Source organism: Heliobacterium mobile, assembly GCF_009720735.1.
Classification (GTDB): Bacteria; Bacillota; Desulfitobacteriia; order Heliobacteriales; family Heliobacteriaceae; genus Heliobacterium; species Heliobacterium mobile.
The window spans coordinates 58,154-84,051 of sequence record NZ_WNKU01000017.1 but is presented as its reverse complement, the minus strand read 5'-3'; the positions used below and the strand labels follow the sequence as shown (position 1 = coordinate 84,051).

The window sequence follows — 25,898 nt, the reverse complement described above, 5'->3', positions numbered from 1 at the left end:
TGGTGCCTCGGGGCGGAATCGAACCACCGACACGAGGATTTTCAGTCCTCTGCTCTACCGACTGAGCTACCGAGGCAAATGGTGGGCGATAACGGAATCGAACCGCTGACCTCTTGCATGTCAAGCAAGCGCTCTAACCATCTGAGCTAATCGCCCGTATTTTTATGGAGGCGGCACCCAGATTCGAACTGGGGAATAAAGGTTTTGCAGACCTTTGCCTTACCACTTGGCGATGCCGCCGCCCTCCTGACGAGATATAAATTTATCAGATGTTCTGCCGTTTGTCAAATGAATTTATTGGAATCATCGTTAAAGTTTTTGTACGGCTATTCGCCTCGTAATTTGACTCACCTACGCTTTCAACATAAATAAACACCGCCAGTTCGCCGCAATCACTGCAACACTCGCGAAAATGACGGTGCGTAAATCAATCCCTTACAAGGCATCCTCATTTATCCCTATCCAAACAAGAAGTCTATTGAACTCTCGGGATAATCTTAAAAAAGTCTTCCACCATAGCAGGGTCGAAGTGGCTTCCTGCCCCCTTGGCAAGTTCTCGTAGCGCCTCTTCAAGGCTCAACGGTTTTTTGTACGGTCTTCCATTCACCATAACATCAAAAGCATCGGCGATCGCTAGAATACGGGCAAGCACCGGTATCTCATTTCTTTTAAGCCCTAAGGGATAACCTGTTCCATCCCACTTCTCATGATGAGTTAAAATCTTATCGGCGATATGCGCATACTCCGGGAGTGTTCGCACAAGCCGATAACCTACCTCACTGTGGGATTTCATGATCTCCCATTCTTCTACTCTTAATTTTTCCTCTTTAGATGCTATGTGGACAGGTATGGCAATCTTACCGATGTCATGGAGTGAGGCCAGCAGATATAGTTCATTTAGTTCGTTATCGGAGAGTTTTAAACTTTTTCCCAGTTGAATCGCAAGCTGCCGTAAATGTTCGATATGCGCCTGAGTTTCGTTATATTTCTCAGCAAGTTTGTCTTTTAATGATTTAAGGATTGTATTGCGTACTTCGATGCTTGCGTGAAATTTTCTTCTGTATAGCTTTTCTTCTGCCTGTACAAATATCTCATTTATTTTCTGTTCCGGATTTGTTTTGCAGGCCACTCCCAAAGAGATATTTAAGGGGATCGGTCCCTCATCAGCCTCTTTGCAAGTTCTCAGAATACGGGAGCAGATTTTTTCTGCTGTCGCTTCGTCTGTTTTCGGCAGAACAACCGCAAATTCATCTCCGCCCCACCGACAGATGATATCCTCATTGCGCAGTTCACTTTTTAAAACTTGGGCGATGCAAACAAGCAGTCGATCCCCCTCTTTATGCCCAAAGGTATCGTTGACCAGTTTTAACCCGTTTACATCTCCGATGACTATGCTTAACGGCAATTGTCGAAAGGTATTCAAACGATTCATTTCTTGCTCAAAATAAGCTCGATTATAAAGGCCTGTCAGATTATCATGAAAACACAGGTAATGAAGCTCCTCTTCTCTCCTCTTTTGTTCTGTCACATCTGTGATGAAAAAAGTATAATTCGGGTTGCCTTTTTCGTCATCGTTATAAATCCATTGAATTTCGACATCCATTTCCCGCCCGTCACCAAGTATCTTTTTAGAACTCCTGCCTAAAGGAGTTTGTTTGTTCAGAAGATGATCCGAGTCTCGCTGTTGCCGTATATCCAATAAAAAGGAGGCTAGGCCTCTTTTCTCGAGATTCCATCGACTTAGACCAAATATCCTTTCTAAAGAACCGTTATTATAAATAAGGACACCCTTGTTGTCAATCTGAGCCACACCTAAAGGCATTTCATCCAAAAATTGCGCGAACCTTTTTTCCCTTTCTCTTAAGCGAATCTCTTCGAGTTTCGATCTTTGAATGTCCGTATTACTGCCCACCACATTGCTCATTTCTCGGTTCAGGCTGGACTCTACCGCCAGTATCCGGCTGCGAATCCAACGGTACTCCTTGTTTTTGCAAAGGATTCTGTACTCAACGTCAATAATCCCATTCCGTTGTATAATATGGTTTTCAAGCAGACTTAAAACTCTCTGCCGATCATCCGGGTGCAGCAGTGTTTGAAAGCTCTCATAAGTTGCGATAAATTCATAAGGACGATAACCAAGCATTGTGTACCATCGCGAATTAACTACGACTTCACCCGTGTGAACATTCCACTCCCATAAGGCTATGTCAGCTTGACTCTTCACCGTTCCTAACCATCGGGTGAATAACTTTTCATCATCCAAAATCAAGGCCTGATTCTCACTATTCATTCCATCTCTTCTCCCTGCGGTTTGCACCGGCAAGTTAGAATCTAAACAAAAGAGGCAGAGGGGATCCGGCTACTTTATGAGGGATGCTTGTGTTACAAGTCAAAATATATCCATGTTATTGGATTATGCAAACGTAAACATTCTGTTGATCCAAAACATAAAATTCATCCGTTTCTTTCGCTTCATCACGTGGGCAATAGATAACCGGTTTCCCGAGCTCATCAGCTATGCGAACCAGATCCTCTATCGACTGAATTGATAACGTATTGTGCGGTTCCGCAGTTATTGCTCCGTTGATTCTAACAAACCGATCGCCATGCATCTTGAGTACCTCATTGAGCATTTTTTCCCTAGGACTAAGGACTTGCAGCATTGGCTTCGTAACTAGGCACACAAAAATTAACAGAAGAGCACTTACCGTTGCTACGCCTCCCCATAAATAGACCTTACCGTAGTTTACACCTGTGGCTACCGTCCTCGTAGTTTCAATGGCACCCGGTTTTTCACCGTCCACTTCACCGCTGATGCGGTAGGCCTTGCTTGCGAGCGGAATCACCATGGAACGGACAAGGTTTTCTTTGATGGGCCCGCTGTCTGTGTCCGCTTGAAAATTCACATTCCAACGTATTGTGAGTGTTACTTGGTCTGGTCTGAAATCTGTATCTTCTTCAATCTGCTTGGCAAAGAGGTTATACTCCTGAAACGGGACGGCAAGTTCCTTCTCAACGGATATGCTGCTGTTGTTTGCCTGAATAGGTGTGCTGGGAACGAGAGTGTACTTTTTTTCCCATACCTTGACCATTTCTTTCTCTTTTTCAATAGCTGCTTCCATGGATGCGGTAACGCTATAATCCCCGTTATACTTTACCGGTCGCTCACCGGAGAAGGTGTACGTAAAGAAGGTATTGATGTAATCAGTGTACTTTTCTAAATAAGGTTCGCTCGGTCCGAGTGCTCCGCTTGTATACAGTGGATTCGGTAGAAAATAGACTCTGTAATTCACTTTACCTTGCTGTTTATAGCTAAAGGCTGTCGTTTTTTCCTCTTTCACACTTGTTGTTTTGAGCGTATTGAGCGATAGAAACAATGAGCCTATTAACAATAATGCCGCCGAGTAAATTACTCCCCAACGGATAGTCGGATTCAACGGATAGGAATGATAAAACCTCCCTATCCAGGGGTGTCGTAAAAGACGTGCTTTTAGTGTATTCAGCCATGGAGGCACTGAGAGCCGATGCTTCACCCCATCATCTCCAAATCAGATGTTTTCAATTATCAAAAAATTTTTCTCCTTGCGGTGAGATTCCACCTGTGAATGTCTTCATTACGATCGTAGTCCAACCGAGTTTGGGGATAACCATGACTATTTTACCTTTTATCTGCTCCGGTGAGACCAGATCGGGATCGGCGGATTTATTCGCATCACCTTTCGTCCGGTAGAGTTTTTTACCATCCTTTTCTTGAATCTCGATGACGCGGTGGTTGATAAAGATATTTTCGTATCGATATTGAATCGGATCGCCCAGTTTTGCCTCGGCGCCGTTCATTTTCTCCACCATGACGATGTCGCCCTTCTTAATCCACGGTTCCATACTGCCACTCAAGATGACCGAGGGGAATATAGGCATAAGGCCGACAGAAAACCACACCATGAGCACAGAAACAACGCTGGTTCCAATCCACCCGAGGGGATTCTCTTTTTCCAAGCTGCTTCTTCTTATTTGTCGAGATTCCATCATGTATATTTTGGATATGAAAAACAAGCTAAAGAGCGGAATAAACGATCCTAGCAACGTCTTTGACGGCCAATCCAGATCGGGAAGTATAGGACAAAACCATTGAAACGCTTGTAACAAACCGCGATAGATGAGCGCCGGCAAAAAACCACCGGCGTAAGCTAGGTATGTGGCCAGTACATTCTCTAACAAACTTGGGAAGAAGACCGTTCCAAAAAATCGTGTAAACTCAATAATTTTATTTAAGTCCGTACATTGCGCCAATTGCAGGTTTAGTAACGTAAAAAGCAATCCAACGCAAACGATGGTTATTGTGGCATGCTTCTTTGCCAAGTGATTGACCAAAAAGGATCGGGCAAATTCATTTCCCAACAATGATGCGCTTACATAAATCAGATTGGTCACTATGCCAAAGAAGCTAAAAGAATAAGGGCTCTTGCCAAATCCTTCGAAGATACCTGCAATAAGTAAAAAAAGCACATGGAATCCGGCAGCAATACCAGCCAACCAGTTCAAATAGTTGCGCAGACGCTGTTGACCGGACGGCCGCACCCTCGGTAAACGCCATAGCCATGAAACGAGCAAGAACCATAAACAGGGTTGGAGGACATAGGTTCGCCAAAAGCTACTGAGAAAGTCAGCCAATAAGTTGTTGCTGATTGCCCAAAGCGTGCTTAAAGCGAGCGCGAGGAGCAGGCAGTACCTTTGCTCCAGTGGTGTCAATCTTCCTTTTCTCTTAACCACCTTTCGATTTCACCCCGAATCAGATAAGCGGCATCTAATCAAGCGCTTTCTCCACCGATTTATGGTCCTTTTTGGACTCTTTATGTTTTTCGTGTTTATCATTGTTTTCTGAGCCCTGAGCCTTATCCTTCCATTCCCCCGTTTTGACGGTTCCCTCAATCCTCAACGACTCCTTCCAGGAGGCAAAGCCGCTGGGAATTAGGGAAAACGCTGTGAAAAATGCGATCACCAATAAGAACAACTTCCTACTTATGCTCCCTCACCACCTTATCCCTGTTTTGCCTACAACGCTAAGCGGACAGGCGAAAGCCTTATTGCCGCCTGTCGTCACGTCACTTCACCGAGTCGATAGAGGTCTCGCGGTTGCTTCCTAAAACTTTGCCTCGTTCCACTGGGTAGCTTTTATATCAATGTTAAACTTGTAGGTTGCCTGTTCCTTGACCGAATCATTTACGCGAAAATGAAAGGAAAAGGAGTTGATATCGCCTGCCTTCTGGGGGTAGCGAGAAGTATCGACCCAGCGTACATCTAGCTCCGGCGGCGTATTGACATCAGCGGCCCGAAAGACAAGCGGCACAGTACCGTTATTTTTCACCTGGAACTGGATGTTGTTGTAGTAACCGGGATAAACGTTGGAAACGGTCACTACCATGTTATCCTTGTCACCATCTCCATCCGTATCTTGCAACAAAACTTTTGTGCTGCCTACATTCCTGTCAGTCTGTCTAAATTCAAAATCATTTGAGTCAGTCACGCCGGGTTCGGCGATGTAATCATACCCTGTATCAAGTTGTGTAACATTATCCTTATAGCACCAGTCCAGTTCGCCCATTTTGGCCGTTCCTTTCACCGTCAGCTTTTCCGTCCAGGCTGCATAGCCTACTCCCGCAAATCCCAAGGCCACGCACAAGATGAGCGGTATTATTTTTGCTCCTCTCACAGTCCCTCCTCCTCCGAAGGGATACACCCCCGGCAGCATCAAGTCGTTCTGCCGGGGGATCCTTCAATTTGAAAATTATCACACGGGGGGTTGGTTGTTGTCACCGGTTCCTCCAGTGCCGCCTCCGACACTAGTGTTGCCCTCATTCCACTGAACCGTCGTGACTTCAACATCATAACCGATCGACTGCTTTTCAGTGTTATTGTCTGTATTTTTGAACGTATGTGTGATGGTACCATCTATCGTTTGACCGGGTTCTACGATTTTATCCTTTAGGTCCGTAGCCACCACGTCTACAATGGCAGTTTCTGCGGCATCAAGATTTTTCAGGACCGATCCGGTAATCTTAATCGGTATGGAACCGTTATTTTTCACCGTATAGGATACTTTGGAATTGTAACCAGGATAGGCGTTGTCAATTGTCACACCGAAAGACTTGTTATCCGAAGCCGGAGTCACCTCAGTCTTCGCAACATTCTTATCCATTCCGGGATCGGTCTTGGTTCCGTCATCGTCAGAAGTTATACTCGAGAATAAAACATCATAGGTACCGGTAGTTACCTGAGCGTTCACCTTGATGTCCTCAGTCCATGCGGCGAAACCAGCACCCATCACGCCGAAAGCTAATGCCAGGGTCATCCCCACAAATTTGATCTTCTTCATTCGAAAATCCTCCTCAATCGTTTTTTCGATCTTCACTCAGCCAGACATCCACCTATTGTCCCAGTCAGATCACTCCGGTTGCAATAATCCCTAGACCTCACCTCCCGATAGAATCAACTCGTCAGCAAATTTATGTGAATTATTATTGACCGCAATCATCTTTCTTGTAGTTCCACTGAATATAGTCCAAGTCTACGGTAAATGAGGAGTCCTGATTCTCTTCGACAGCTCCCACCTCGATGACCAGCTCGCCTTTTTTCCTGTGCCCGCCGTCAATGACTCCGTTTGGGTTATTAACGTGTAAATGGACACCTTCGTCCGCATTTTCGGTTTCCGTGCGGACTTTTACAGGGACCGTGCCGCGGTTAGTGATCTCATATTTTAGGTGTGCCCTATAGTCAGGGGTGACGTCTTTCAGCCTGATCTCCAATCTCTTGCCTCCATCGGTAATGCGGCAATCCTCGATCCGGCTAGGCCAAACGCTTTCCCCTGCCACTTCACATTCAGAGAACACAGGGTTTATCTCCCCCGTAGTCACGACACCTTTGATCGTCAGGCCTTGCTGCCAATTGCCGAAGCCCACGCCGATAACGCTGAAAGATACAGTCAATGCCAAGCAGATCACCTCGGTATGATAGCTGCTCTTGCGTTGCTTCATCTCATCACCATCTTTCCGCCTCGGCGTCTGTCGATGAGCTTATGATAGCGCAATAACAGGCCGGATCAAATTCTACCCCAGAGTGAATCCGGTTCAACTCCAAGCTGATTCCAAAAGTCCGGCGAGGATGAGCACCTTTTGCCCAGAGTATGAGCCCACCTCCCACTTGAGGAGGAGGAGTCGAAAAAGAGTGCATGAGCATAAAAAACGTTCATGTCCCGCCGGGCCACAGGGTAGCATGAAAAAGCATTTTCATGAAAAAACCTGCCTAAATAGGCAGGTGGTTTTTGCTTTATTATACAAGACAGCTAGGCGATACCATGGTGATTGGCCGTTGCAAAGTAAAGTTGATATTCGGACGTCTTCTTCGCTTGTATTCGATGCAGCGCTCGTGTAAAGGCGCTCACCACTTCTGGATAGTAAGCCTGATTAGATAATTGCCGAATTTCTTCCAGCGCTTTCGTGAAGGTGAGCGGCTCTCGATAGGCGCGAGCAGTCGTCAACGCAATAAAACATTCGGCAATACCGAGTACTTGAGCCAGTACCGAGATGTTCCCTTCTCTTCTTCCACCTGGGTATCCCGTCCCGTCGATTCGCTCGTGATGATAAGTAAAAGCGTCTGTAACCTGTCGAAAAGATGGGTACTTATCCAAGAACCCTTTCGCCATCATACTGTGCTCTCGTATAAAGCGGTATTCAACATCAGTCAGTTCGGTATTTTTATCAAAGATGTATTCCGGCCAATAGATCCGACTGACATAATGGAGCAGCGCAAGCAAACGGATTTCCCAATCTTCAACCTCCGCTCCAGGCAGCAGATTGACCGTATGGCGCATCAGCCAACAAATCCCTTCGATTTCACTTCGATTGACATTCGACTTTCTCTCTACAATCGGCACAAGTATCTCAAGCATGTGGATAACCTGATCCTTCAGCTTGTGTTGGAGGTGCCTCTCTTGTTCTGCAAGAAGTTGCTGATAGGCAATTCGGAAGAGTCGGTAAAAGAGCACACATCCCATAACACCGGTGCTCAAGAGGACCATGTTATACCATAGGATGTTATTTTCGATACTATCGTTTTGACAAAGGGAGAGCATGATAACATCCGCCAACATAAACAAAAAAGTCATGAGTAAGGTGCCGTTCATGAGGACAGGTAAGCGGGACATAGACTCCCTCCTCGCTTCCACCTTATAGCAGTCCCACTTTAATTGCGTATAAAACCGCCTGAGCCCGGTTGGGTTGACCTGTTTTTCGTAGTATACTGCTCACATGCGTTTTCACCGTGGCTTCGCTGATGAATAGACGTTGCGCAATTTCTTGGTTGTTTAGGTTCTCCTTAACCAGGCGGAAAATCTGCAGCTCTCTTTCCGTCAGGTGTATTTCATGATTCGCCTTGTTCTTACAAGTCTCATGATTTGGCTGGAAACAAAGGTAACCGGCAGACACCAGTCTCATTGTGTTGATGATTTGTTGCGGCATGCTGTCTTTTAGCACATAGCCGTCGATTCCCGACAACATCGCTTTTTGGATGTCCTGGTTATTCGCAAAAGCTGTGAGTACTACCACTTTTAATTCTGGAATTTTTTCTTTCATTTGCTTACAGTTTTCGAGGATTGAAGTGCCTGGCATCATGAGATCTGAGACAATGAGGTGAGGCTTTTTCTTCAGCACTGCATCGATCAGTTCATCACCGTGGGAAACCTCACCCACAACTTGAAACTCATTTGTACTCTCAAGAATCAGCTTTACACCTTCCCGAACGATACAATGATCATCAGCCAAGAGAATCGGGATCATACTCATATGTTTCTTTACTCCTCCTGGGGAAAATCACTACAATTTCAGTACCCTCACCAATCTGAGAACGGATTGTCAAGCTGCCTTTTAAAGCAAGGACTCTTTCTCTGATTCCTCGTAGTCCATAGCCTTTTCCTGGGTTGCATATACTGTCTTCTTCCATCCCCACTCCGTCGTCTACGATGTGAACCTCCCACTGTACCGTCGTACGTTCAATCTGTACTTTCAGGTTTTTCGCGCGTGCATGTTTCACGACATTGTAAGATGCTTCCTCGACGATACGGTAGATCGCTTTATACACCGAATAATCGTCATCCTTAAACTGACCTTGCACAGAAAATTCGGTGTGGATACGGCTGCCCTCCATAATTCGTCCGAGCAGCGTCTCCAGGGATTCAATACGACTGTTGCCTTCTATAGGACTATGCAGTTCTTGAATTAAGCGCCGCACCTCACCGTGACAACCATTGATTTGTTTATCGATTTTTTCCAGCAGTTCTGTGACGGCTTTGTCAGGCGCACATCGCGAGTTGATCATATTCTTGAGATGGTAACTCTGAACAGCCAGGTAAAACAAGCGTTGGGCTAGATCATCATGAATGTCCTGGGCAACACTTTTGCGAACCTCACAAATCTGTTGCAGAACGCGACTGTGATCCCTCTGCAATCGTTGTTCGAAGTGTATGACGGCGAGAGAAAATAGCTTTAAAATGGCACGACGTTCCCCGGCAACGAAACGATTCACACGATTCATTATATTCACGGGGATGATAAAAGCACCGAAGTTCCGGTTATGCGAGTGAATTGGAAAGTAGAAAACCCGTTCCGGCTCTCCTTTTGCATCGTTTAAATGCATGAAACAGGTGTGAGCGTTTTTGCTCGCTCCACGATTCATCAGCGTAAACGAATAGTAACTATGTATATTATCAATATATATTTTCGGATCGTATAAGCATAAATAGGCTTTATCTACTTGATAGGCACATCGGATGGCCTTTTCCAACAGGCACGTGAAGTGCCCCCAATCCGGTGGAAGGATGTCTTTTTTGAGCAGGATACGCAATGAACGATACCAGCGGTAGGCTTGAAAAATCTTTGTATTCCAAAGGACAGTCCGGCGTATTTTCCCTACCCGAGGAACGGTAATGTTTTTTTGTTCCTTCGATGAACAGTCAAAGGAATAAAGCTCCCTGTCGTCCATTCGCTCGATACCACTTTTCATTTGCATTTCATCGTATCCATTATAGTATCCATAACTCGAAAAAAATGCAGATCTTTGTCAACAGCATCCAGACAAATCGTTGATTTTTAAAAATCCTTCCTTTTGATAAGTTATAAAGGATTTTGAGATATAACCCTAAAAAACGCAACAGGACATGAGCATCAGCCCTGTGTCCTGTTGCGTTTTTTTGTAATTTTACGTTTATAATCTTAATGGTATCGAAAGGCGGCACTGCTAGAATCGGTCATTTTAGATTCGTCGTCCCCATCAAATACTTATCCACTTCCCGCGCCGCTCCACGGCCTTCGCTGACGGCCCAGACGACGAGGGACTGGCCGCGGCGCATGTCGCCGGCGGCGAAGACGCCTGCCACGTTGGTGGCGAAGGAGCCGAATTCGGCTTTGACGTTGGAACGGGGATCCCGGTCAACACCGAGTTGGGCGAGCAGTTGGTCTTCGGGGCCGAGGAAGCCCATGGCTAAGAGGACCAGTTGAGCCGGCCAGACTTTTTCGGTGCCGGCGATTTCTTTCGGAATCATGCGGCCCTGTTCGTCCTTGACCCATTCGATCTGGACAGTGTGGACTTCTTTGACATGACCGTTTTCATCGCCCACGAATTTCTTCGTGGTGATGCAGTAGTTCCGCGGATCGGCTCCATAGAGGGCGATCGCTTCCTCTTGACCATAGTCAACCTTATGCACCCGGGGGAACTGCGGCCATGGGTTGTTCGCGGCCCGTTCCAAGGGCAGTTGAGGCATGATCTCGAGTTGGTAGACGCTGTTGCATTGGTGACGGATGGAGGTGCCGACGCAGTCGGTACCGGTATCACCGCCGCCGATGACGATGACGTCCTTGCCTTCGGCAGAGATGAAGTTTCCATCTTTGTGCTCTGAGTCGAGGAGGCTCTTCGTATTGGACGCCAGGAACTCCATAGCGAAATGGACCCCTTTGAGGTTCCGGCCTTCGACAGGCAGGTCACGGGGCTTGGTGGAGCCACCACAGAGGACGACAGCGTCAAATTCGGCTTTCAGTTTGTCTACAGGGTAGTCTTTGCCGACTTCACAGCTGGTGACGACATTGACGCCTTCGGCGATCATGAGGTCGACACGGCGCTGGACGACTTTCTTGTCCAGTTTCATGTTGGGGATACCGTACATGAGCAAGCCGCCAACCCGGTCAGACCGTTCAAAGAGAGTGACGCTGTGACCGGCTTTGTTCAGTTGGTCGGCTGCAGCGAGGCCCGAAGGACCGGAACCGATGACAGCCACTTTTTTGCCTGTGCGAACAGCCGGCGGGTTGGGCACTTGCCAGCCTTCCTCATAGGCTTTATCGATGATAGAGCATTCGATGTTTTTGATGGTGACCGGGTTAGTGGCCAGGCCGGCGGTGCAGGCGCCTTCACAAGGAGCCGGGCAGACGCGGCCGGTGAACTCAGGGAAGCTGCTGGTCTTGCGCAGGCGCATCCATGCTTCCTTCCAGAGGCCCCGGTAGACGAGATCGTTCCATTCAGGGGTTAAGTTGTGCAGGGGACATCCAGAGACCATGCCGTTGATCATCATGCCGGTGTGGCAGAAGGGAACGCCGCAGTCCATGCAGCGTGACCCTTGTTTTTTCAGTTCTTCTTCAGACAGGTGGTAGTGGAATTCTCCCCAGTCTTTAATCCGTTCCAGCGGCTCCCGGTCGGCGGGAAGCTGGCGTGTATAATCCATAAATCCAGTCGGTTTGCCCATGGCCGTTCCTCCTACATTTATTCAATTTCCGATTCTGCCGACATGTTCCGCTCGAATCGCCTGCACCGCTTCCTAGGGGCAGGCGATTCGAATTTTGTCAGCAGATCAGTTCCCGCCGACGCGAGACTTATCGTTTTTGTTTTCTTCAAAGGCGGCCATGATGGCTTTTTCGCCGCTTAAGCCCGCTTGGTTGGCGCGCTCGATGGCTTCCAGCATCCGCTTGTAGTCTTTGGGAATGACTTTGACGATCTTCGCGAGGCTCGCCTTCCAGTCTTCCAACAGGTTGCGGCCTACGCTGCTGCCGGTGTACTGGACATGTTTTTCGATCATGCCCTTGACTTCCTGGATCTCAGCCTCGTTTTCGAGCGTTTCCAGGGAGACCATTTCTTTATTGACACGGTTCGCGAACTGACCGTCTACGTCGAGGACATAGGCGATTCCGCCGGACATACCGGCTGCAAAGTTCCGACCTGTTTTGCCGAGGACAACGACACGACCGCCGGTCATGTATTCACAGCCGTGATCGCCGACACCTTCGACGACAGCCTTGACGCCGGAGTTCCGGACGCAGAAACGTTCGCCGGCGACGCCACGGATATAAGCTTCACCGGAGGTTGCACCATAGAAGTTGACGTTACCGGTGATGATGTTTTCTTCGGGGACGAAATCGGCTTTGGCCGAGGGGAAAACGACCAGCTTGCCGCCGGAGAGGCCTTTGCCGAAGTAGTCGTTGGCATCACCTTCGAGGATAAGGGTCATGCCTTTGGGCACGAAGGCGCCAAAGCTTTGACCGGCAGAGCCTTCGAAGTACAGCTTGATGGTGTCTTCGGGCAATCCTTGACCGCCATAACGGCGAGTCACTTCGCTGCCCAGGATGGTACCGGCGACACGGTCGGTGTTCTTGACTTTGAGTTTGCCTTCGACCTTATCTCCCCGTTCGAGGGCGCGGCGGCACATGGGCACGAGCTCACGCATGTCGAGGGATTTATCGAGTCCATGATCCTGAGACTGGCTGCAGTAGCGGCCCACGGTCTCCGGTACGTTGGGCTGGAAGAGCAGCGCTGAGAGGTCGATGTTTTGGGTTTTCCAATGTTTAATGGCATCGTTGACTTCCAGTACGTCTGTACGGCCGACCATCTCGTCGATGGTGCGGAAGCCGAGTTCCGCCATGTATTCGCGCATTTCTTGGGCGATAAAGCGCATGAAGTTGACCAAATGCTCCGGATCGCCGGTGAATTTCTTCCGCAGTTCGGGGTTTTGGGTGGCGACTCCGACGGGGCAGGTGTCGAGGTTGCAGACGCGCATCATGACGCAGCCCAGAACGACGAGGGGAGCAGTCGCAAAGCCGAATTCTTCGGCACCGAGCAATGCAGCCATAACGACATCGCGGCCGGTCAGCAGTTTGCCGTCTGTTTCCACGACGATGCGGTCGCGCAGGTTGTTGAGCAGCAAGGTCTGATGGGTTTCGGCGAGGCCTAGTTCCCAAGGCAGGCCGGCATGGCGGATACTGGTCCGCGGGGAAGCGCCGGTGCCGCCGTCATAACCGGAGATGAGCACCACGTCGGCCCGGCCTTTCGCCACACCGGCAGCGATGGTGCCGACGCCGACTTCAGAGACGAGCTTCACGTTGATGCGAGCCCGGGGGTTAGCATTTTTCAGGTCGTGAATCAGTTCGGCCAAGTCTTCGATGGAGTAGATGTCATGGTGGGGCGGCGGCGAGATAAGGCCGACGCCGGCCGTGGTGCCGCGGACTTTGGCCACCCAGGGATAGACTTTAGCTCCAGGGAGCTGACCGCCTTCACCCGGCTTGGCGCCTTGGGCCATCTTGATCTGGATTTCGTCGGCATTGACCAGATAGTGGCTGGTGACGCCGAAACGGCCGGAAGCGACCTGTTTGATGGCACTCCGTTTCCAGTCGCCGTTCGCTTCTTTGACAAAGCGGGCCGGGTCTTCGCCGCCTTCACCGGTGTTGCTCTTGCCGCCGATGCGGTTCATGGCGATGGCCATCGCTTCATGGGCTTCCTGGCTGATGGAGCCGAAGGACATAGCGCCGGTTTTGAAGCGCCGGCAGATCGATTCGACCGATTCCACTTCATCGATGGAAATGGGGTTCTTTTTACTAAACTTCAGCAAGCCCCGGAGCGTTTTCAGCTTCTGGGTCTGATCGTCGAGGGCAGCCGAGTACTTCTTGAACAGTTTGTAGTCATTCGCACGGCAGGCGCTCTGCAGATTCGTGATCGATTCAGGGTTGAAGAGGTGCTCTTCCCCGTCGGTACGCCACTGGCTGACAGAACCGGTGTCAAGGGTCATGTCTCGGCCAGGCTGGTCGTTGAAGGCACGCCAATGCCGCATTTCCGCTTCTTTGGCGATCTCGGCCAGGCCGACGCCGCCGATTCGGGAGGGGGTCCAGGTGAAATATTTATCGATGACATCCTGGCTGATGCCGACGCTTTCAAAGATCTGGGCGCCGCGATAGCTCTGGATGGTGGAGATACCCATTTTGGACAGGACTTTGACAACGCCTTTGCTGGCGCTCTTGATATAGTTTTTGACGGCTTCTTTATGGGTCAGGCCCGTCATCATGCCCTGGCGGATCATGTCATCAAGGGTTTCGAAAGCCAGGTAGGGGTTGATGGCGCTGACGCCGTAGCCGAGAAGCAAGGCAAAGTGGTGCACTTCCCGAGGCTCGCCCGATTCTAAGAGCAGGCTCGCTTTCAGGCGGGTACCTTTGCGGATCAGGTGGTGGTGCAGGCAGGAGACAGCCAGCAACGCAGGGATGGGCGCCTTCTCCTTATCGATACCGCGGTCGGAAAGGATGAGCAGATTGGCACCGCCAGCGATCGCTTGGTCAGCGGCGCTGCACAGTTCATCGAGTGCTTTTTCCAAACCGGCGCTGCCCTCTTTAACGGTATAGAGGATAGGCAAGGTGGCTGATTTGAAGCCGCCTTGTTGGACAAAGCGCAGCTTGGCCAGTTCTTCATTGCTGAGCACCGGTGCTTTGATGTGAATCTGGTGGCAGCTTTCCGGTTCCGGTTTGAGCAGGTTTTTCTCCGGTCCGATAGTAGTGCCGGAAGCCGTGATGATCTCTTCACGGATGGCATCGATGGGCGGGTTGGTGACCTGAGCGAAGAGCTGTTTGAAGTAGTTATAGAGAAGCTGCGGCTTATCAGAAAGAACCGCCAGCGGCGCATCGTTGCCCATGGCGCCAATCGGGTCAACGCCGTTTTTACCCATCGGTTCGATGGTCTTGGTCAGTTCTTCGTAGGTGTAGCCAAAAGCCTGCTGGCGAAGTAGCACGCTGTCATGATCCGGTTCCGGCACTTCCGGTGCGTCAGCCAGATCTTCCAGATGGGTCATGTGCTCATCGAGCCATGCCCGGTAGGGCTGCTCAGCGGCCATAGTGTTTTTCAGTTCGTCATCGCTGATGATGCGGCCTTCTTCTGTGTCGACGAGGAGCATACGACCGGGACGAAGGCGCTCTTTAATAGCGACGTTTTCGGCGGGCACTTCGAGCACGCCCACTTCAGAAGAGAGGATGATCATGTCATCCTTGGTGACATAGTAACGGGCCGGACGGAGGCCGTTGCGGTCCAGAGCGGCGCCGATGTAGCGGCCGTCGGAGAAGACGACAGCAGCGGGGCCGTCCCAGGGCTCCATCATGCAGCTATGGAATTCGTAAAAGGCCTTTTTCTCATCGCTCATGCTTTCATGATTGGCCCAGGGTTCAGGGATCATCATCATAGCGGCATGGGGCAAGGAGCGGCCGGTCAGGTAGAGGAATTCGAGGCAGTTATCAAACATGGCCGAGTCGCTGCCATCGGTGTCGATGACGGGCATGACTTTCGCCAGGTCGTCGCCGAAGAGATCGGACTGGCACATGGCCTGGCGGGCGTGCATCCAGTTGACGTTGCCGCGCAGGGTGTTGATTTCGCCGTTATGGATCATATAGCGGTTGGGGTGAGCCCGTTCCCAACTGGGGAAGGTGTTCGTGCTGAAACGGGAGTGGACGAGAGCCAGCGCTGTTTCGATGGCAGGGTCTTTCAGTTCCACAAAGTATTTATCGACTTGGGCCGGCGTAAGCATGCCCTTATAAACGATAGTCCGAGAGGAGAGGCTGGAGAAATAGAAGTAGTTGCCGCCGGCCATATTGGCATGGCGGATCTCATTTTCGGCCCGCTTGCGGATGACATAGAGTTTGCGCTCTACTGCTTGGGCGTCACCGCCAGCCAGCTTGGCTTTCGTCGCAGCATCGGCTTCAATGAAGACCTGGCGAACAAAAGGTTCAGCCGCTTTGGCCACTTCACCGAGGGAAGAGTTATCCGTGGGGACGGTCCGCCAGCCGAGGAGGGTTTGGCCTTCTTCGGCGATGATCCGCTCCAGGGCTTGTTCACAATTAGCCCGTTGTTCCGGGTCTGGAGGCAAGAAGAGCATGCCGACACCATATTGCCCAGGGGTGGGAAGAGTGACGTTCACGGCGGCACATTCGCGCTCCATGAAGGTGTGGGGGATTTGCATCAAAATCCCTGCGCCGTCACCGGTATTTGTTTCCGCGCCTTGACCGCCCCGGTGATCCAAGTTGATGAGGACAGTCAGGGCTTGGTGGACGATCTCGTTGGACTTTTTCCCCTTGATATTGGCGATAAAACCAATGCCACAGGCATCACGCTCAAACTGGGGGTCGTAGAGACCCTGTTTGGGGGGCAAGCCGATCAAGTTCTTCTCTTGCAATCTCTTTCTCTCCTTTTGCTTGATAAGCAGCTATATAAACAACCCGACGTGAGGTTGGATGGACACACCCCAGTGCGGGACTCCCAGCAGGACACGCTTCACAGTCGGATTGGCTTGCCCTTACCTACCACCGATGGGTGGTGAATTTCTTCATAACATTATAGCAATAATACTGAGAGATTTGGAGACTGAATGCTGTTAATCGCAGGAAAAATGGTGGGAAACCGTATAAGTATATTGTATACTTCCACTGAAAGGCCTGTGTGAGCGTCTGTATACTGTATATATTGGAAGACACGTGTATAGAAATGCAACAAGTTTGTGAAGCTGTTCATTATGTAATTTCTCAACGGATCGTTGAATATATGATACATTAACCTTTTTCCCAAATGCTTTATTTCACTAATTACGCCATTGATCATTTTGGTTGTTTACGGCAGAAGAATTGCTCCTTTTGATTCACTACGATGCTTGCGGAGGTACCCATGAAAATTATTATCGATGCCGATGCCTGCCCTCGGTCAGTGCTGCAGATATGTTTGCTGCTTGGGAGAAGGTATGATGTTCCTGTATGGACGGTGGCCAGTTACCGTCACCAGATTGATTCGGAGAATCATGTCACTGTAGGCGGCGGTCCCCAGGAGACAGATATCAAGATGATGAACCTGTCCGAAGCGGGCGATGTGGCCGTCACGCAAGACTGGGGACTGGCGGCGATGCTGCTGGGAAAACAGGTTCACTGTATGAGTCCGGGCGGGCGTGAATACCAGAGCGACAACATCGAGTTTATGTTGGAAGAACGGGAGATGAAAGCCCGCTTTCGCCGAGGTGGCGGACGGACAAAGGGGCCGAAAAAAAGAAGCGCCGATGATGATCAGCGCTTCGCCCAGTGTCTGGAAAAGATATTGCAGCGAAAACAGTCGTTGATTCTGAAGAAGCCGAATGATTGCAGGTAAACGGCTCCTCCTGTGCGATGGCAGGTGTACTTGCTTTTTTTGAAATACTTATATTCCCCTTGCGGAGCGCCTGAGGCCTGTCGGTTCGTCCGGTACTTGTATACTTTCGCTGACGATATCGTTCTGAATGGCTTCCAACCGGCGATTCATCGGTCCTACCATCGCCTGGTTATACTCGTTTACGGCATAACCAACACCATTTTCGGTAAGGCCCAGTTCCATGTAGCCGCCTTTCAATTCTCCTTGAAGGGCGGCTTTAATGATCTCGTAGACACCCAAGTCGACCCGTTTAATCATGCTGGTGAGGATGTACGGGCGCTGTCCCGGCGACACCATCAGCGATTGATCCGAATCGACGCCGATCACCAGCTTCTTGCGAGCTTCCGCAGCCTTGATCACACCGGCACCTGACCCGCCGGCCGCCGTGTAGATCACATCTGCGCCAAAGTCGTATTGATGGAGTGCTAACTCCTCGGCCCGGTTAGGGTTTTGAAAGGCTTTCACATCTGGTCCGATGTAATCGATCAAGACGGTGATGGCAGGATCGATGGCGTGGGCGCCGGCAACAAAACCCGCTTCAAACTTTTGAATGACGTCATTATCAGCACCGCCGATAAAGCCGACCTTTCCCGTCGTACTCTGTATAGCCGCGGCAGCGCCTACCAGATAGGACCCCTCCTGTTCCCGAAAGCGAAGGCACAGAATGTTACCGTCATCCGGCAAATCAGGGATGTAGCCGTCAATCACGACAAAGGTTGTCTCGGGAAAGTCTTTCGCCACTTCTTGAACCGGTTTTGCGAAGGTGTAGCTGGCGCAGATGACCAGATTCGTTTTACTTTCCCCCTGTAGCTTCAATAACAGTTCCCTGTTGTCACCGCCGTTGGAGACGGCATAAGTTTGGAGATTCACCCGATCGCCAAATTCCGTCTTGGCCCAATCTGCGCCGTTTGAGGCCATATCGTTGAAGGCACGGTCACCCCTGCCACCGGGATCATGGAGTAGGGTGACCTTCAAGCTGCTGGGGTTCACCGGAGCCTGAGGGAGACATCCGGTCAAAAAGATTAAAAGGCCCATGTTCAGGACGATCATGACCCATCCCATCGGCCAACCAGTTCTAGTATGTTCTCGCTTCACGAATAGCCCCCCTTCTGGCCTTCTTCTTTCAACGCTTTCACGAGCCGATACCGGCCTTTTTCTATCAGGTTCTCAAAAGCCGATACGGAAAGGGGCTCGCTAAAGATGTAGCCTTGGGCTACGTGACATTGGTGGTTTTGTAAAAAGGCTAGTTGTTCTTTTGTCTCCACGCCTTCTGCCACGACGATCATATTCAAGTTTCGGGCCAATCGAATCATGGCGCTGGCGATATTGGCATCTTTCGGGCTCCGGGGTATATCTTGAATGAAAGTGCGATCTATTTTCAGGCAGTCGATAGGAAATCCCTTGAGGTAGCTAAAGGAGGAATAGCCTGTTCCAAAATCGTCCAAGGAGATACAGACACCGATCGATTTCAGTTGTTGCAGCGTGTTTAAGGTATCGGCCGTTTTATCCATCAAGATGTTCTCGGTGATCTCCAACTCCAGCCACTGCGGATCTAAACCTGTATCTTCGAGGATCCAGCGGATCTGTTCAGGCAGGTCCGGTTGGTGAAACTGGTTCGGCGACAAGTTAACAGCGACCCGCAAGAACGGCAGCCCCGCTTCTTGCCAGGATTTCGTTTGCCGGCAAGCCTCTACCAAGGCCCACTCTCCCAAGGCGAGGATCATGCCGGTTTCCTCGGCGATAGGAATGAACTCCGTCGGTGAAATGAGCTTGAGCTTCGGGTGATTCCAGCGAAGGAGCGCTTCCATTCCCATAATACGCCCTGTTTCTAGACATACTTTCGGTTGATAGAACAATTCCATTTCATTCAATTCGACAGCTTTGCGCAAATATTTCTCCAAGGTAAGCCGGTTGGCGATGGCGTCGTGCATACACGAGGTGAAGAACTGGTAGTTGTTTCTCCCTTTCTGCTTGGCCTGGTACATGGCCGTATCGGCGGCACGAACAAGAGTCTCTGCATTATCGCCGTCTACCGGGTACAGGCTGATGCCAATACTGGCAGCAATGTAATATTCATGTCCTTTGAGGACAAATGGATGAGCGATAGATTGCATGACCGACTCACAAACCTTTTCGATGACGCAATTATCCCGGGGTTCCACTAAAATGACGGTAAACTCATCGCCGCCGAGTCGAGCCACTGTATCGGCTCCGGGCAAACAATGAATCAGACGGCGGGCCACCGCTTTAAGCAGCATATCGCCTGTGCTATGCCCCATCGTGTCGTTAATGTCCTTAAAACGGTCGAGATCGATAAAAAGAATGGCCATAACCCTTAAGGCTTCGTTCTTTAGGAGGTCTTGCAGTCGATCCTGAAACTTTCGACGGTTGGCCAGTTCCGTTAAAGAATCATGATAGGCCTGATAGTGAATCTCCCTGTTTTTTGCTTCCAACTGCTTTAGGTATTCGTTTAAGCTCCGGGCCATCTGGTTAAAGCCGATAGCCAGTTTGCCTATCTCATCTTTTGTCTTTGCGGGAACCTGGCTTTCCAAGCCAGATAAATCACCGGCAGCTACCTTTTCCACTTCAGTCAACATGGATTTTAATGGTTTCGTGATCAACCGATTGAGTGACATCCCCGAAAGCAAGGCCAATAGGACAGCCAGCGACGAAATGGCGATGATCGTGACCGCAGAAAGGAAGGCCGTCTGTTCGCCTTGCCGGCTTTGTATGGCAGCGACTCCCGTGACATGATCGCTTAATACGCGCAGCAGAGCATCCGCATTATCTAAATGAACCGCCCCATAGTTCTGGTAATGTTCAAAAGCCTCCTGATGCCGGCCTGCGGTCAGCAATGCTAAAGCTTGGGCACGTTCTTCCTGATACGAAGCGAGCTCCTGCCGGAGTTGGTCCAGCCATATTCGCTCTTGGTTGTCCAAGGGTCTCTCTTCAAAGGTATGCAGCAAGTTATCAATGACTGTCAATCGCTCGCTCGCACGAAGCATCAGGTTGTTTTCATCGGATTGGTTGACAGGGGCAAGGAGAAGCTGCATGCTCAGGGCCTCTACTTCATGGATTTGGGAGCGGCAAGTGTCCATCAGGTGCATAGGCACAATGCGTTCATGGTACATGACCTGCATGTTCCCGGAGATCTCCTGACTTGTGTAGTAACCGACGGAACCTACCCCGCCGAGCAACAAAGCCATGAGCAGAAAAAAGCTTACCAACTTGTAGGCCATCTTCATATCCCGCAGCAGTTTCATCGCCCCAACTCCCTAACCCGATTCCAACACAAGGTATGCAAAAAGGTGGAATCGGTTATCCGCTTTGTTTCAAGCGTACCGCCCCACCTCTGCTTGTAGAACAATCCCCTAAAATCCATTTAATGCATCTTAGTAAAGTTCCTTTTTTTCTATTTACTAGCGGCGACAAAGGACTTCTTCTGCATGTACCGCCAAATCCCTTCAGGTTGTAGCCGCTTTATTTGAAAATATCGACTACGCTGTCAAAGGAGTCCTGGTTTTGCATAATTTTCTCTCCATTACCGACGACAGTCAGGTTCCGTGCTCTGCGGAAAGCGTCCATCAACGGTGCGAAGTTCCGGATATCTTGAGGGCTCGTCGATAAAATTTCTTCGCGAACCTGCTGGATATCCTGTTGACGCAATCCCCGGATGTAGCGGGCTGCCGCCACCCGCCCTTTTTCCCAAGGTTCTAACAGGTCATCCATAACCCCGATAGCGCCAATAATGTAACTGGTCATTTCCTGTTCACCGGGCTGAAAACGCCGTAAAAACTCGCCCGTCTGAGCGTATACGTCGATGGTTTCTTTGACATTAGGATCGTCCACGGAGCAGAGCGAAATGGTCCCCCCGTCATCAATTTGGCTAAAGGCACCGTAGGCACCTCCTTTCATACGCAGACGCTCCCAGAGATATCCATGGTCAAGTACGTTGCGCAATACCTCCATGTGACCGTTGTATTGCCGACCTGTCTCGCGGTAGTCTATCCCTTGTGCTACGACGTACACTTCCGACGCTGTGATGAAGGCTTCCTTTTTGTCGGCCTTTTGGAAGTGATACGTCTCCGGCGAAAAGTGCTGAGATTCTAAGGCACTAACGAGCCGACCTACGTTCTGTTGAAAGAGCGGATACTCTTTATCACCCGTGGTCACACTGATGATCAATCCTTCTTTGTTCAGCGCCCGCTGGGCCACTTGTTTCAGGTTCCGGCGGATTTCAGCGACCTTGGTATCAAAATGGTCGTCCAAATCCACGATGAACCGACTGTAGCTGTATCCGCCCTGTTCGTCATATTGCCCTGCCGGCGATAGGAATGATTGCAGCCGGCCGAGTGCGAGTGACTCTCCCGCTTCGTAAAGGGCACTCTCGCGATGTGTGCGGATCTGATGGAGAATCTCCCGCAGTCGTCGTTCGTCGTCAAAGCGGCTGTGTCCAGCCATATCCCCCAGCAATTCTAATGCGGCTGGGACTTGATCGGCCACAGCGCTGATGCTCACGAGCAGTTTCGGTGTGATTAATTCTCCTTTTTTATAGTGCGGGAAGGTATCGGGCACGACGGCCAATCCGCCTGTATGTTCGTTCAGTTCCTGGTCTATCATCCTGTAATTTCGGTGATCGGTGCTCACATTCCCCAGCATCTCTGCCAGCAGGTATAGGTAGGGCAGTTGAGTCTGAGGGACATCCTGCGTATCGAAATAAAGGTCCACATAGGCGATGCCATTGGTAAAGAGCTGGTGAAAGAGCACCTTGACTCCTGCTTCTGTCCGCTCCTCCAAGGGAAGGACTTGGGCTTGGCGATTAATTTCTTTCAAGGTCAGCCGGGGGATGTTCTCGGAAGACTTTGCCTTGGACTGCCAGTCTTGCAGCTCTTTTTGTTGTCTGAAAAGAATTTCTTTTTCTGCATCGGTTAAAGCCGTTTTGAGAGGTTCCTCTTTTCCGGCAGCCGAGACCGGTTTTAAAGCGACTAGAGAGCTATAGAGATTATTCAGCAGGTGCTCTTCGATGAACTGTTCGAAGTATCCTGATGAGGCTCCTTGCTTGATTTTCGCCAGCGCCTCTTCCACTTTCAACAGTGCTGCAGGGTGACCACCATTCATCCAACTATTGAGGACGAGTTGATTGTACAGCAGACCCCGAGATGCCCCCGCTTGGCTTTCTCGTATTTCATATTCCACCATATCTATGATCGTTTGCAGTTGCTCCCGGTCAATACCCTGACGGACTAAGTTCCGAAGGGTTTTTTCCACAGTCGATTCAAAAAAGGGAACCTGTTCATCGCGGACCTTTTCAGCGATGATGCTATATACGGGCTGTTTGATATCGGCCAGCAGAAAGCTGTAGGCGTTTTTACCGATACCGGATCCCAACAAGGTCGTTTTCACGGGCGAGGTGGCCGTTCCCATCAAGAGGCGATCTACGATTGTCATGGTGAGGATCAGTTCCGAGCTTAACGGCTCGTTGATTCCATAGTTCAAACTGAGGTATGTATTTTCGTCCCTGTCCTCCTTAGTGGGTAAGGGATATTCGCCGGTGACTGTGCGCCGCTTTTCAAAGGGCGTCTGTAGCGGAATCGAAGCATCGACTTGCTTTTGGTCGTAATCGCGCAGGTATTCCTCATCGAGAAACTTCAGCGTGTCGTCAATGTTCAGATTCCCGTAAAGAAAGATGAAACTGTTCGAGGGGTGATAATAAGTCTGGTGGTACGCCAGCAGCTTGTCCCGGGTCAGCTTCGACGTCTCCTTGGGATCACCCATGGCGTCACGGCTGTAGGAGGTATCGGGAAAGAGCGATTTTAGGATCGCCCGATCGAGGCGGTTGTCTACTGCCGTGTAGTGACTTTTCATCTCATTGTAGACGATGCCATTGTATACCGGTACGTCGGCAGGACTTGCCAGTTCGAAGTGTCCGCCTTCCTGCCAAAAGATCTCCGGAGATTGATAAAAGTTCGGATGGAAGACGGCATCTAGATAGACATCCATCAGGTTGCGCAGTTCTTTTTCATTTTTGCTGGCTACAGGGAAGAAGGTCTTATCGGACGTAGTAAAAGCATTGGCAAAGGTGTTGACCGATCCCTTTTGGATCTGGCTCAACATGTTATTGACGGGATATTTCCGGGATCCGCAAAAGACAGAGTGCTCAATGATATGAGGGATTCCGCTGTCATCCGGTGCGGGCGTGCGAAAACCGATGGAGAAGACCTTATTGTCGTCGTCGTTTTGCAGGTAATAGACCTGGGCGCCGCTTTTGCGATGGCGGTACCATTTACCGGTGGCGTTGAGATCCTTTACCGGTCGCTCGTCAACAAGTTCAAATCCCGACGAAAGAGGGAAATCTTTGAGATTCGATAAAGCGGCCGCACTGGCTGGTGTGATAAACAAAACAAGTTGGACGAAGAGAAGAAGCAGGCTTAGGTGCTGTACACCTCTTCTTTTTCGCGAATTCGTCTTTACAGGCTTTTTCCAGATGGTTGTCATTCCGTACCCCCTTTATGCCGAAGAATGTAAGCTCTATCTTCCACATCTCTCCCTGTCGTTCCTTCATGCAAAAAGAGAAGCAGAGGCTGCCTCCTTCCTTAAATGAACATAAATGTAAACAAGCCCGAAAAAATTCGGACTTGTCGAGCTTCCATATGGAACATCTTTGAATGACGCGATGTCGGCTTATACTCTGAATTTGTAGGCCAAATCTTTTAAATCCTTCCCCAGATTGGCTAGGCCTTCCGCGTTGTTATTGATCGTCTGCATACCGGTGCTTTGCTCATCGATCGAAATGGCGACCGATTGTGTCATGGCGCTCGTCTCTTCTACGACGGCGCTGACAGACTGAATACTTTCAGCGATGGATTGGGTTCCCTTAGCCGTCTCATCCACGGCTGTCACGACTTCTTCCAGACCCTTGGTGATGGTCGTCAGTTTCTGCAAAATCGACTGGAACCCTTGCCGAGTGCGTATGGCAGACTCTCTTCCCTTTTGCGCTTCTGTATTGGCCCGCTCGACCGTTTGAACCTCATAATCGATCTCTTTGCTCATATTGGTGATGATTTCTTCAATATTTTTCGAAGCGGTAGAACACTGCTCAGCTAGTTTACGCACCTCTTCGGCTACAACGGCAAAGCCTCGACCGGCCTCACCGGCGCGGGCAGCCTCGATGGCCGCATTCAAAGCCAACAGATTGGTCTGGTCGGCAATGCTGGTGATGACCGTAACGATGCCTTTGATGTTGCCCGATTCTCGAGCTAGAACGTCTGTGACAGCGATGATATCTTGCATGGCTCGGCCGATCGTCTCGTTCTGGGAAACAACTTCTTCCAGCATAGACATACCGCTGTTGGCTTCCTCCGTCGCTTTCTGGGTGTTTGCGGCCAGTTCCGTTATGGTGGCACTCATTTCTTCCGCCCCTGCAGAGACTTCCTGAACAACAGCCGATATACTCGTGACGTTGTCCGCACTCTGGGACATACCCGATGAGATCTCCGCCATACTTCCAAACACTTTGACCGTTGCCCGGGACTGATGCTCCATACCGGCACTCAGTTGCACGCTGGACGCAGCGACGGTCTCAGACCCGCTCATTAGGTGAGCGACGATATCTTTTAGAGACTTTTTCATGTTGATGATGATTGATCCCATATCGCCAATCTCGTCGTTTCGAGTAGGCAAAACATCGGCACCCGTTAAATCTAATTTACCGACCATGGCCAAGTCCCGACTGACATTGATGATGCGCCGGGTCATCGTTCGCCCGTACCAGTAGCTAATGGTCACGGCCGCTACGAGAATGATAACGGTGAAAATTAGGGTAACATTCATTTGCTGCCGCGTTTCTTTGATCATCGCCTCTGTATTGGCCACCATATACTTGTTGCGCTGCAGGTCACTAAGCTTGTCAAATTGTCCATTGATTTGGACTACCAGTTTCCGACCTTCCGTCGTCAGTTGAGACAAATTAGGATCGTTCGCTTTTTTTGCCGCAATTAACCGGTCACCAAAGCTGATGTAATCGGTGATCTCTTTTTCCGTTAAGGCTCCTTCTTCTCGAACATCGGAGTGATTTGCACCGCTGGTAAACTTTTGGACTAAGCGAAGGCTATTAGCGATCTTTTCCCGGTAACCTTTTTCATAGACATCAGCTCCGTCGGGGTAAAACAAAAATCCACGTATATCCAGGAGGGCTCCCGTAAAGGCCTGGTGTGCATCTTGAATGTCAAAGGTCCGTGTGGCTGTCCGAGTGAAGGTCTGCTCAAACTGATCCGTCGTTTTCAAATAGCTGTAAATCACGTCTCCCAGCATGACCATACATAAGCTGATAGACGTCAAAGAGATCGCCATAATTTGTACGAATAATGGCCAGCGCTTTTTGTTCATCTTTTCTC

At 50.0% G+C, this 25,898-nt stretch carries 16 protein-coding genes and 3 tRNA genes; 1 reads left to right on the top strand and 18 read right to left on the bottom strand.

Going from position 1 to position 25,898, the window contains the following annotated elements; all coding sequences use genetic code 11:
* From GJ688_RS13575 to gltB, 14 genes are all read right to left on the bottom strand, one after another.
* Window positions 1–76 (bottom strand) — tRNA-Phe (locus GJ688_RS13575).
* Window positions 77–79: 3 nt separating this feature from the next.
* Window positions 80–156 (bottom strand) — tRNA-Val (locus GJ688_RS13570).
* 9 nt (window positions 157–165) lie between these two features.
* Window positions 166–240 (bottom strand) — tRNA-Cys (locus tag GJ688_RS13565).
* A gap of 235 nt (window positions 241–475) precedes the next feature.
* Window positions 476–2,290, bottom strand: a complete 1,815-nt coding sequence (locus tag GJ688_RS13560) for a bifunctional diguanylate cyclase/phosphohydrolase (protein ID WP_155477092.1) — start codon at window positions 2,288–2,290, stop codon at window positions 476–478.
* Window positions 2,291–2,405: 115 nt separating this feature from the next.
* The gene (locus tag GJ688_RS21390; RefSeq protein WP_170291980.1) at window positions 2,406–3,533 is read right to left on the bottom strand and encodes a DUF5305 domain-containing protein; all 1,128 of its coding nucleotides are present in this window, start codon (window positions 3,531–3,533) and stop codon (window positions 2,406–2,408) included.
* A gap of 25 nt (window positions 3,534–3,558) precedes the next feature.
* A complete protein-coding gene (locus tag GJ688_RS21385) occupies window positions 3,559–4,770 on the bottom strand; it encodes a signal peptidase I (protein ID WP_155477090.1) in 1,212 nt (403 codons plus the stop codon).
* 370 nt (window positions 4,771–5,140) lie between these two features.
* Entirely contained in the window at window positions 5,141–5,710 is a 570-nt protein-coding gene (locus GJ688_RS13545; RefSeq protein WP_155477089.1) for a hypothetical protein, read from the bottom strand.
* A 78-nt stretch (window positions 5,711–5,788) separates the two neighbouring features.
* Window positions 5,789–6,373 carry a hypothetical protein gene (locus GJ688_RS13540; protein WP_155477088.1) on the bottom strand — a complete coding sequence of 195 codons (585 nt, stop codon included), beginning with the start codon at window positions 6,371–6,373 and terminating at the stop codon, window positions 5,789–5,791.
* Between the two features lie 142 nt (window positions 6,374–6,515).
* A complete protein-coding gene (locus tag GJ688_RS13535; protein ID WP_155477087.1) occupies window positions 6,516–7,031 on the bottom strand; it encodes a hypothetical protein in 516 nt (171 codons plus the stop codon).
* Between the two features lie 308 nt (window positions 7,032–7,339).
* Window positions 7,340–8,200 (bottom strand): HD-GYP domain-containing protein, encoded by an 861-nt coding sequence (locus tag GJ688_RS13530; protein WP_155477086.1) that lies wholly within the window; start codon window positions 8,198–8,200, stop codon window positions 7,340–7,342.
* A gap of 22 nt (window positions 8,201–8,222) precedes the next feature.
* The gene (locus GJ688_RS13525; protein ID WP_155477085.1) at window positions 8,223–8,837 is read right to left on the bottom strand and encodes a response regulator transcription factor; all 615 of its coding nucleotides are present in this window, start codon (window positions 8,835–8,837) and stop codon (window positions 8,223–8,225) included.
* Window positions 8,809–10,059 carry a sensor histidine kinase gene (locus GJ688_RS13520; protein WP_155477084.1) on the bottom strand — a complete coding sequence of 417 codons (1,251 nt, stop codon included), beginning with the start codon at window positions 10,057–10,059 and terminating at the stop codon, window positions 8,809–8,811. Before GJ688_RS13520 ends, GJ688_RS13525 begins: the two co-directional genes overlap by 29 nt.
* Window positions 10,060–10,297: 238 nt before the next feature.
* A complete protein-coding gene (locus GJ688_RS13515) occupies window positions 10,298–11,782 on the bottom strand; it encodes a glutamate synthase subunit beta (RefSeq protein WP_155477083.1) in 1,485 nt (494 codons plus the stop codon).
* Between the two features lie 105 nt (window positions 11,783–11,887).
* Complete coding sequence (gene gltB, locus GJ688_RS13510) at window positions 11,888–16,510, bottom strand: glutamate synthase large subunit (RefSeq protein WP_155477082.1); 4,623 nt, start codon at window positions 16,508–16,510, stop codon at window positions 11,888–11,890.
* Between the two features lie 485 nt (window positions 16,511–16,995).
* On the opposite strand from gltB, the gene GJ688_RS13505 reads away from it, so the two are divergent.
* Window positions 16,996–17,466: a YaiI/YqxD family protein gene (locus tag GJ688_RS13505; RefSeq protein ID WP_155477081.1), complete on the top strand. Its 471-nt coding sequence runs from the start codon at window positions 16,996–16,998 to the stop codon at window positions 17,464–17,466.
* Window positions 17,467–17,514: 48 nt separating this feature from the next.
* Here the strand turns inward: GJ688_RS13505 and GJ688_RS13500 are convergent, their stop codons facing one another.
* The 4 genes from GJ688_RS13500 to GJ688_RS13485 form a co-directional block, all read right to left on the bottom strand.
* Window positions 17,515–18,600, bottom strand: a complete 1,086-nt coding sequence (locus GJ688_RS13500; protein ID WP_155477080.1) for a BMP family lipoprotein — start codon at window positions 18,598–18,600, stop codon at window positions 17,515–17,517.
* The gene (locus tag GJ688_RS13495; RefSeq protein ID WP_155477079.1) at window positions 18,597–20,768 is read right to left on the bottom strand and encodes a putative bifunctional diguanylate cyclase/phosphodiesterase; all 2,172 of its coding nucleotides are present in this window, start codon (window positions 20,766–20,768) and stop codon (window positions 18,597–18,599) included. Before GJ688_RS13495 ends, GJ688_RS13500 begins: the two co-directional genes overlap by 4 nt.
* Window positions 20,769–20,985: 217 nt before the next feature.
* On the bottom strand, window positions 20,986–24,000 hold the full coding sequence (locus GJ688_RS13490) for an insulinase family protein (protein ID WP_155477078.1): 3,015 nt from the start codon (window positions 23,998–24,000) through the stop codon (window positions 20,986–20,988).
* A gap of 186 nt (window positions 24,001–24,186) precedes the next feature.
* Window positions 24,187–25,890, bottom strand: coding sequence for a methyl-accepting chemotaxis protein (locus tag GJ688_RS13485; RefSeq protein ID WP_155477077.1), 1,704 nt, complete (start codon window positions 25,888–25,890; stop codon window positions 24,187–24,189).
* Window positions 25,891–25,898: the final 8 nt, after the last annotated feature.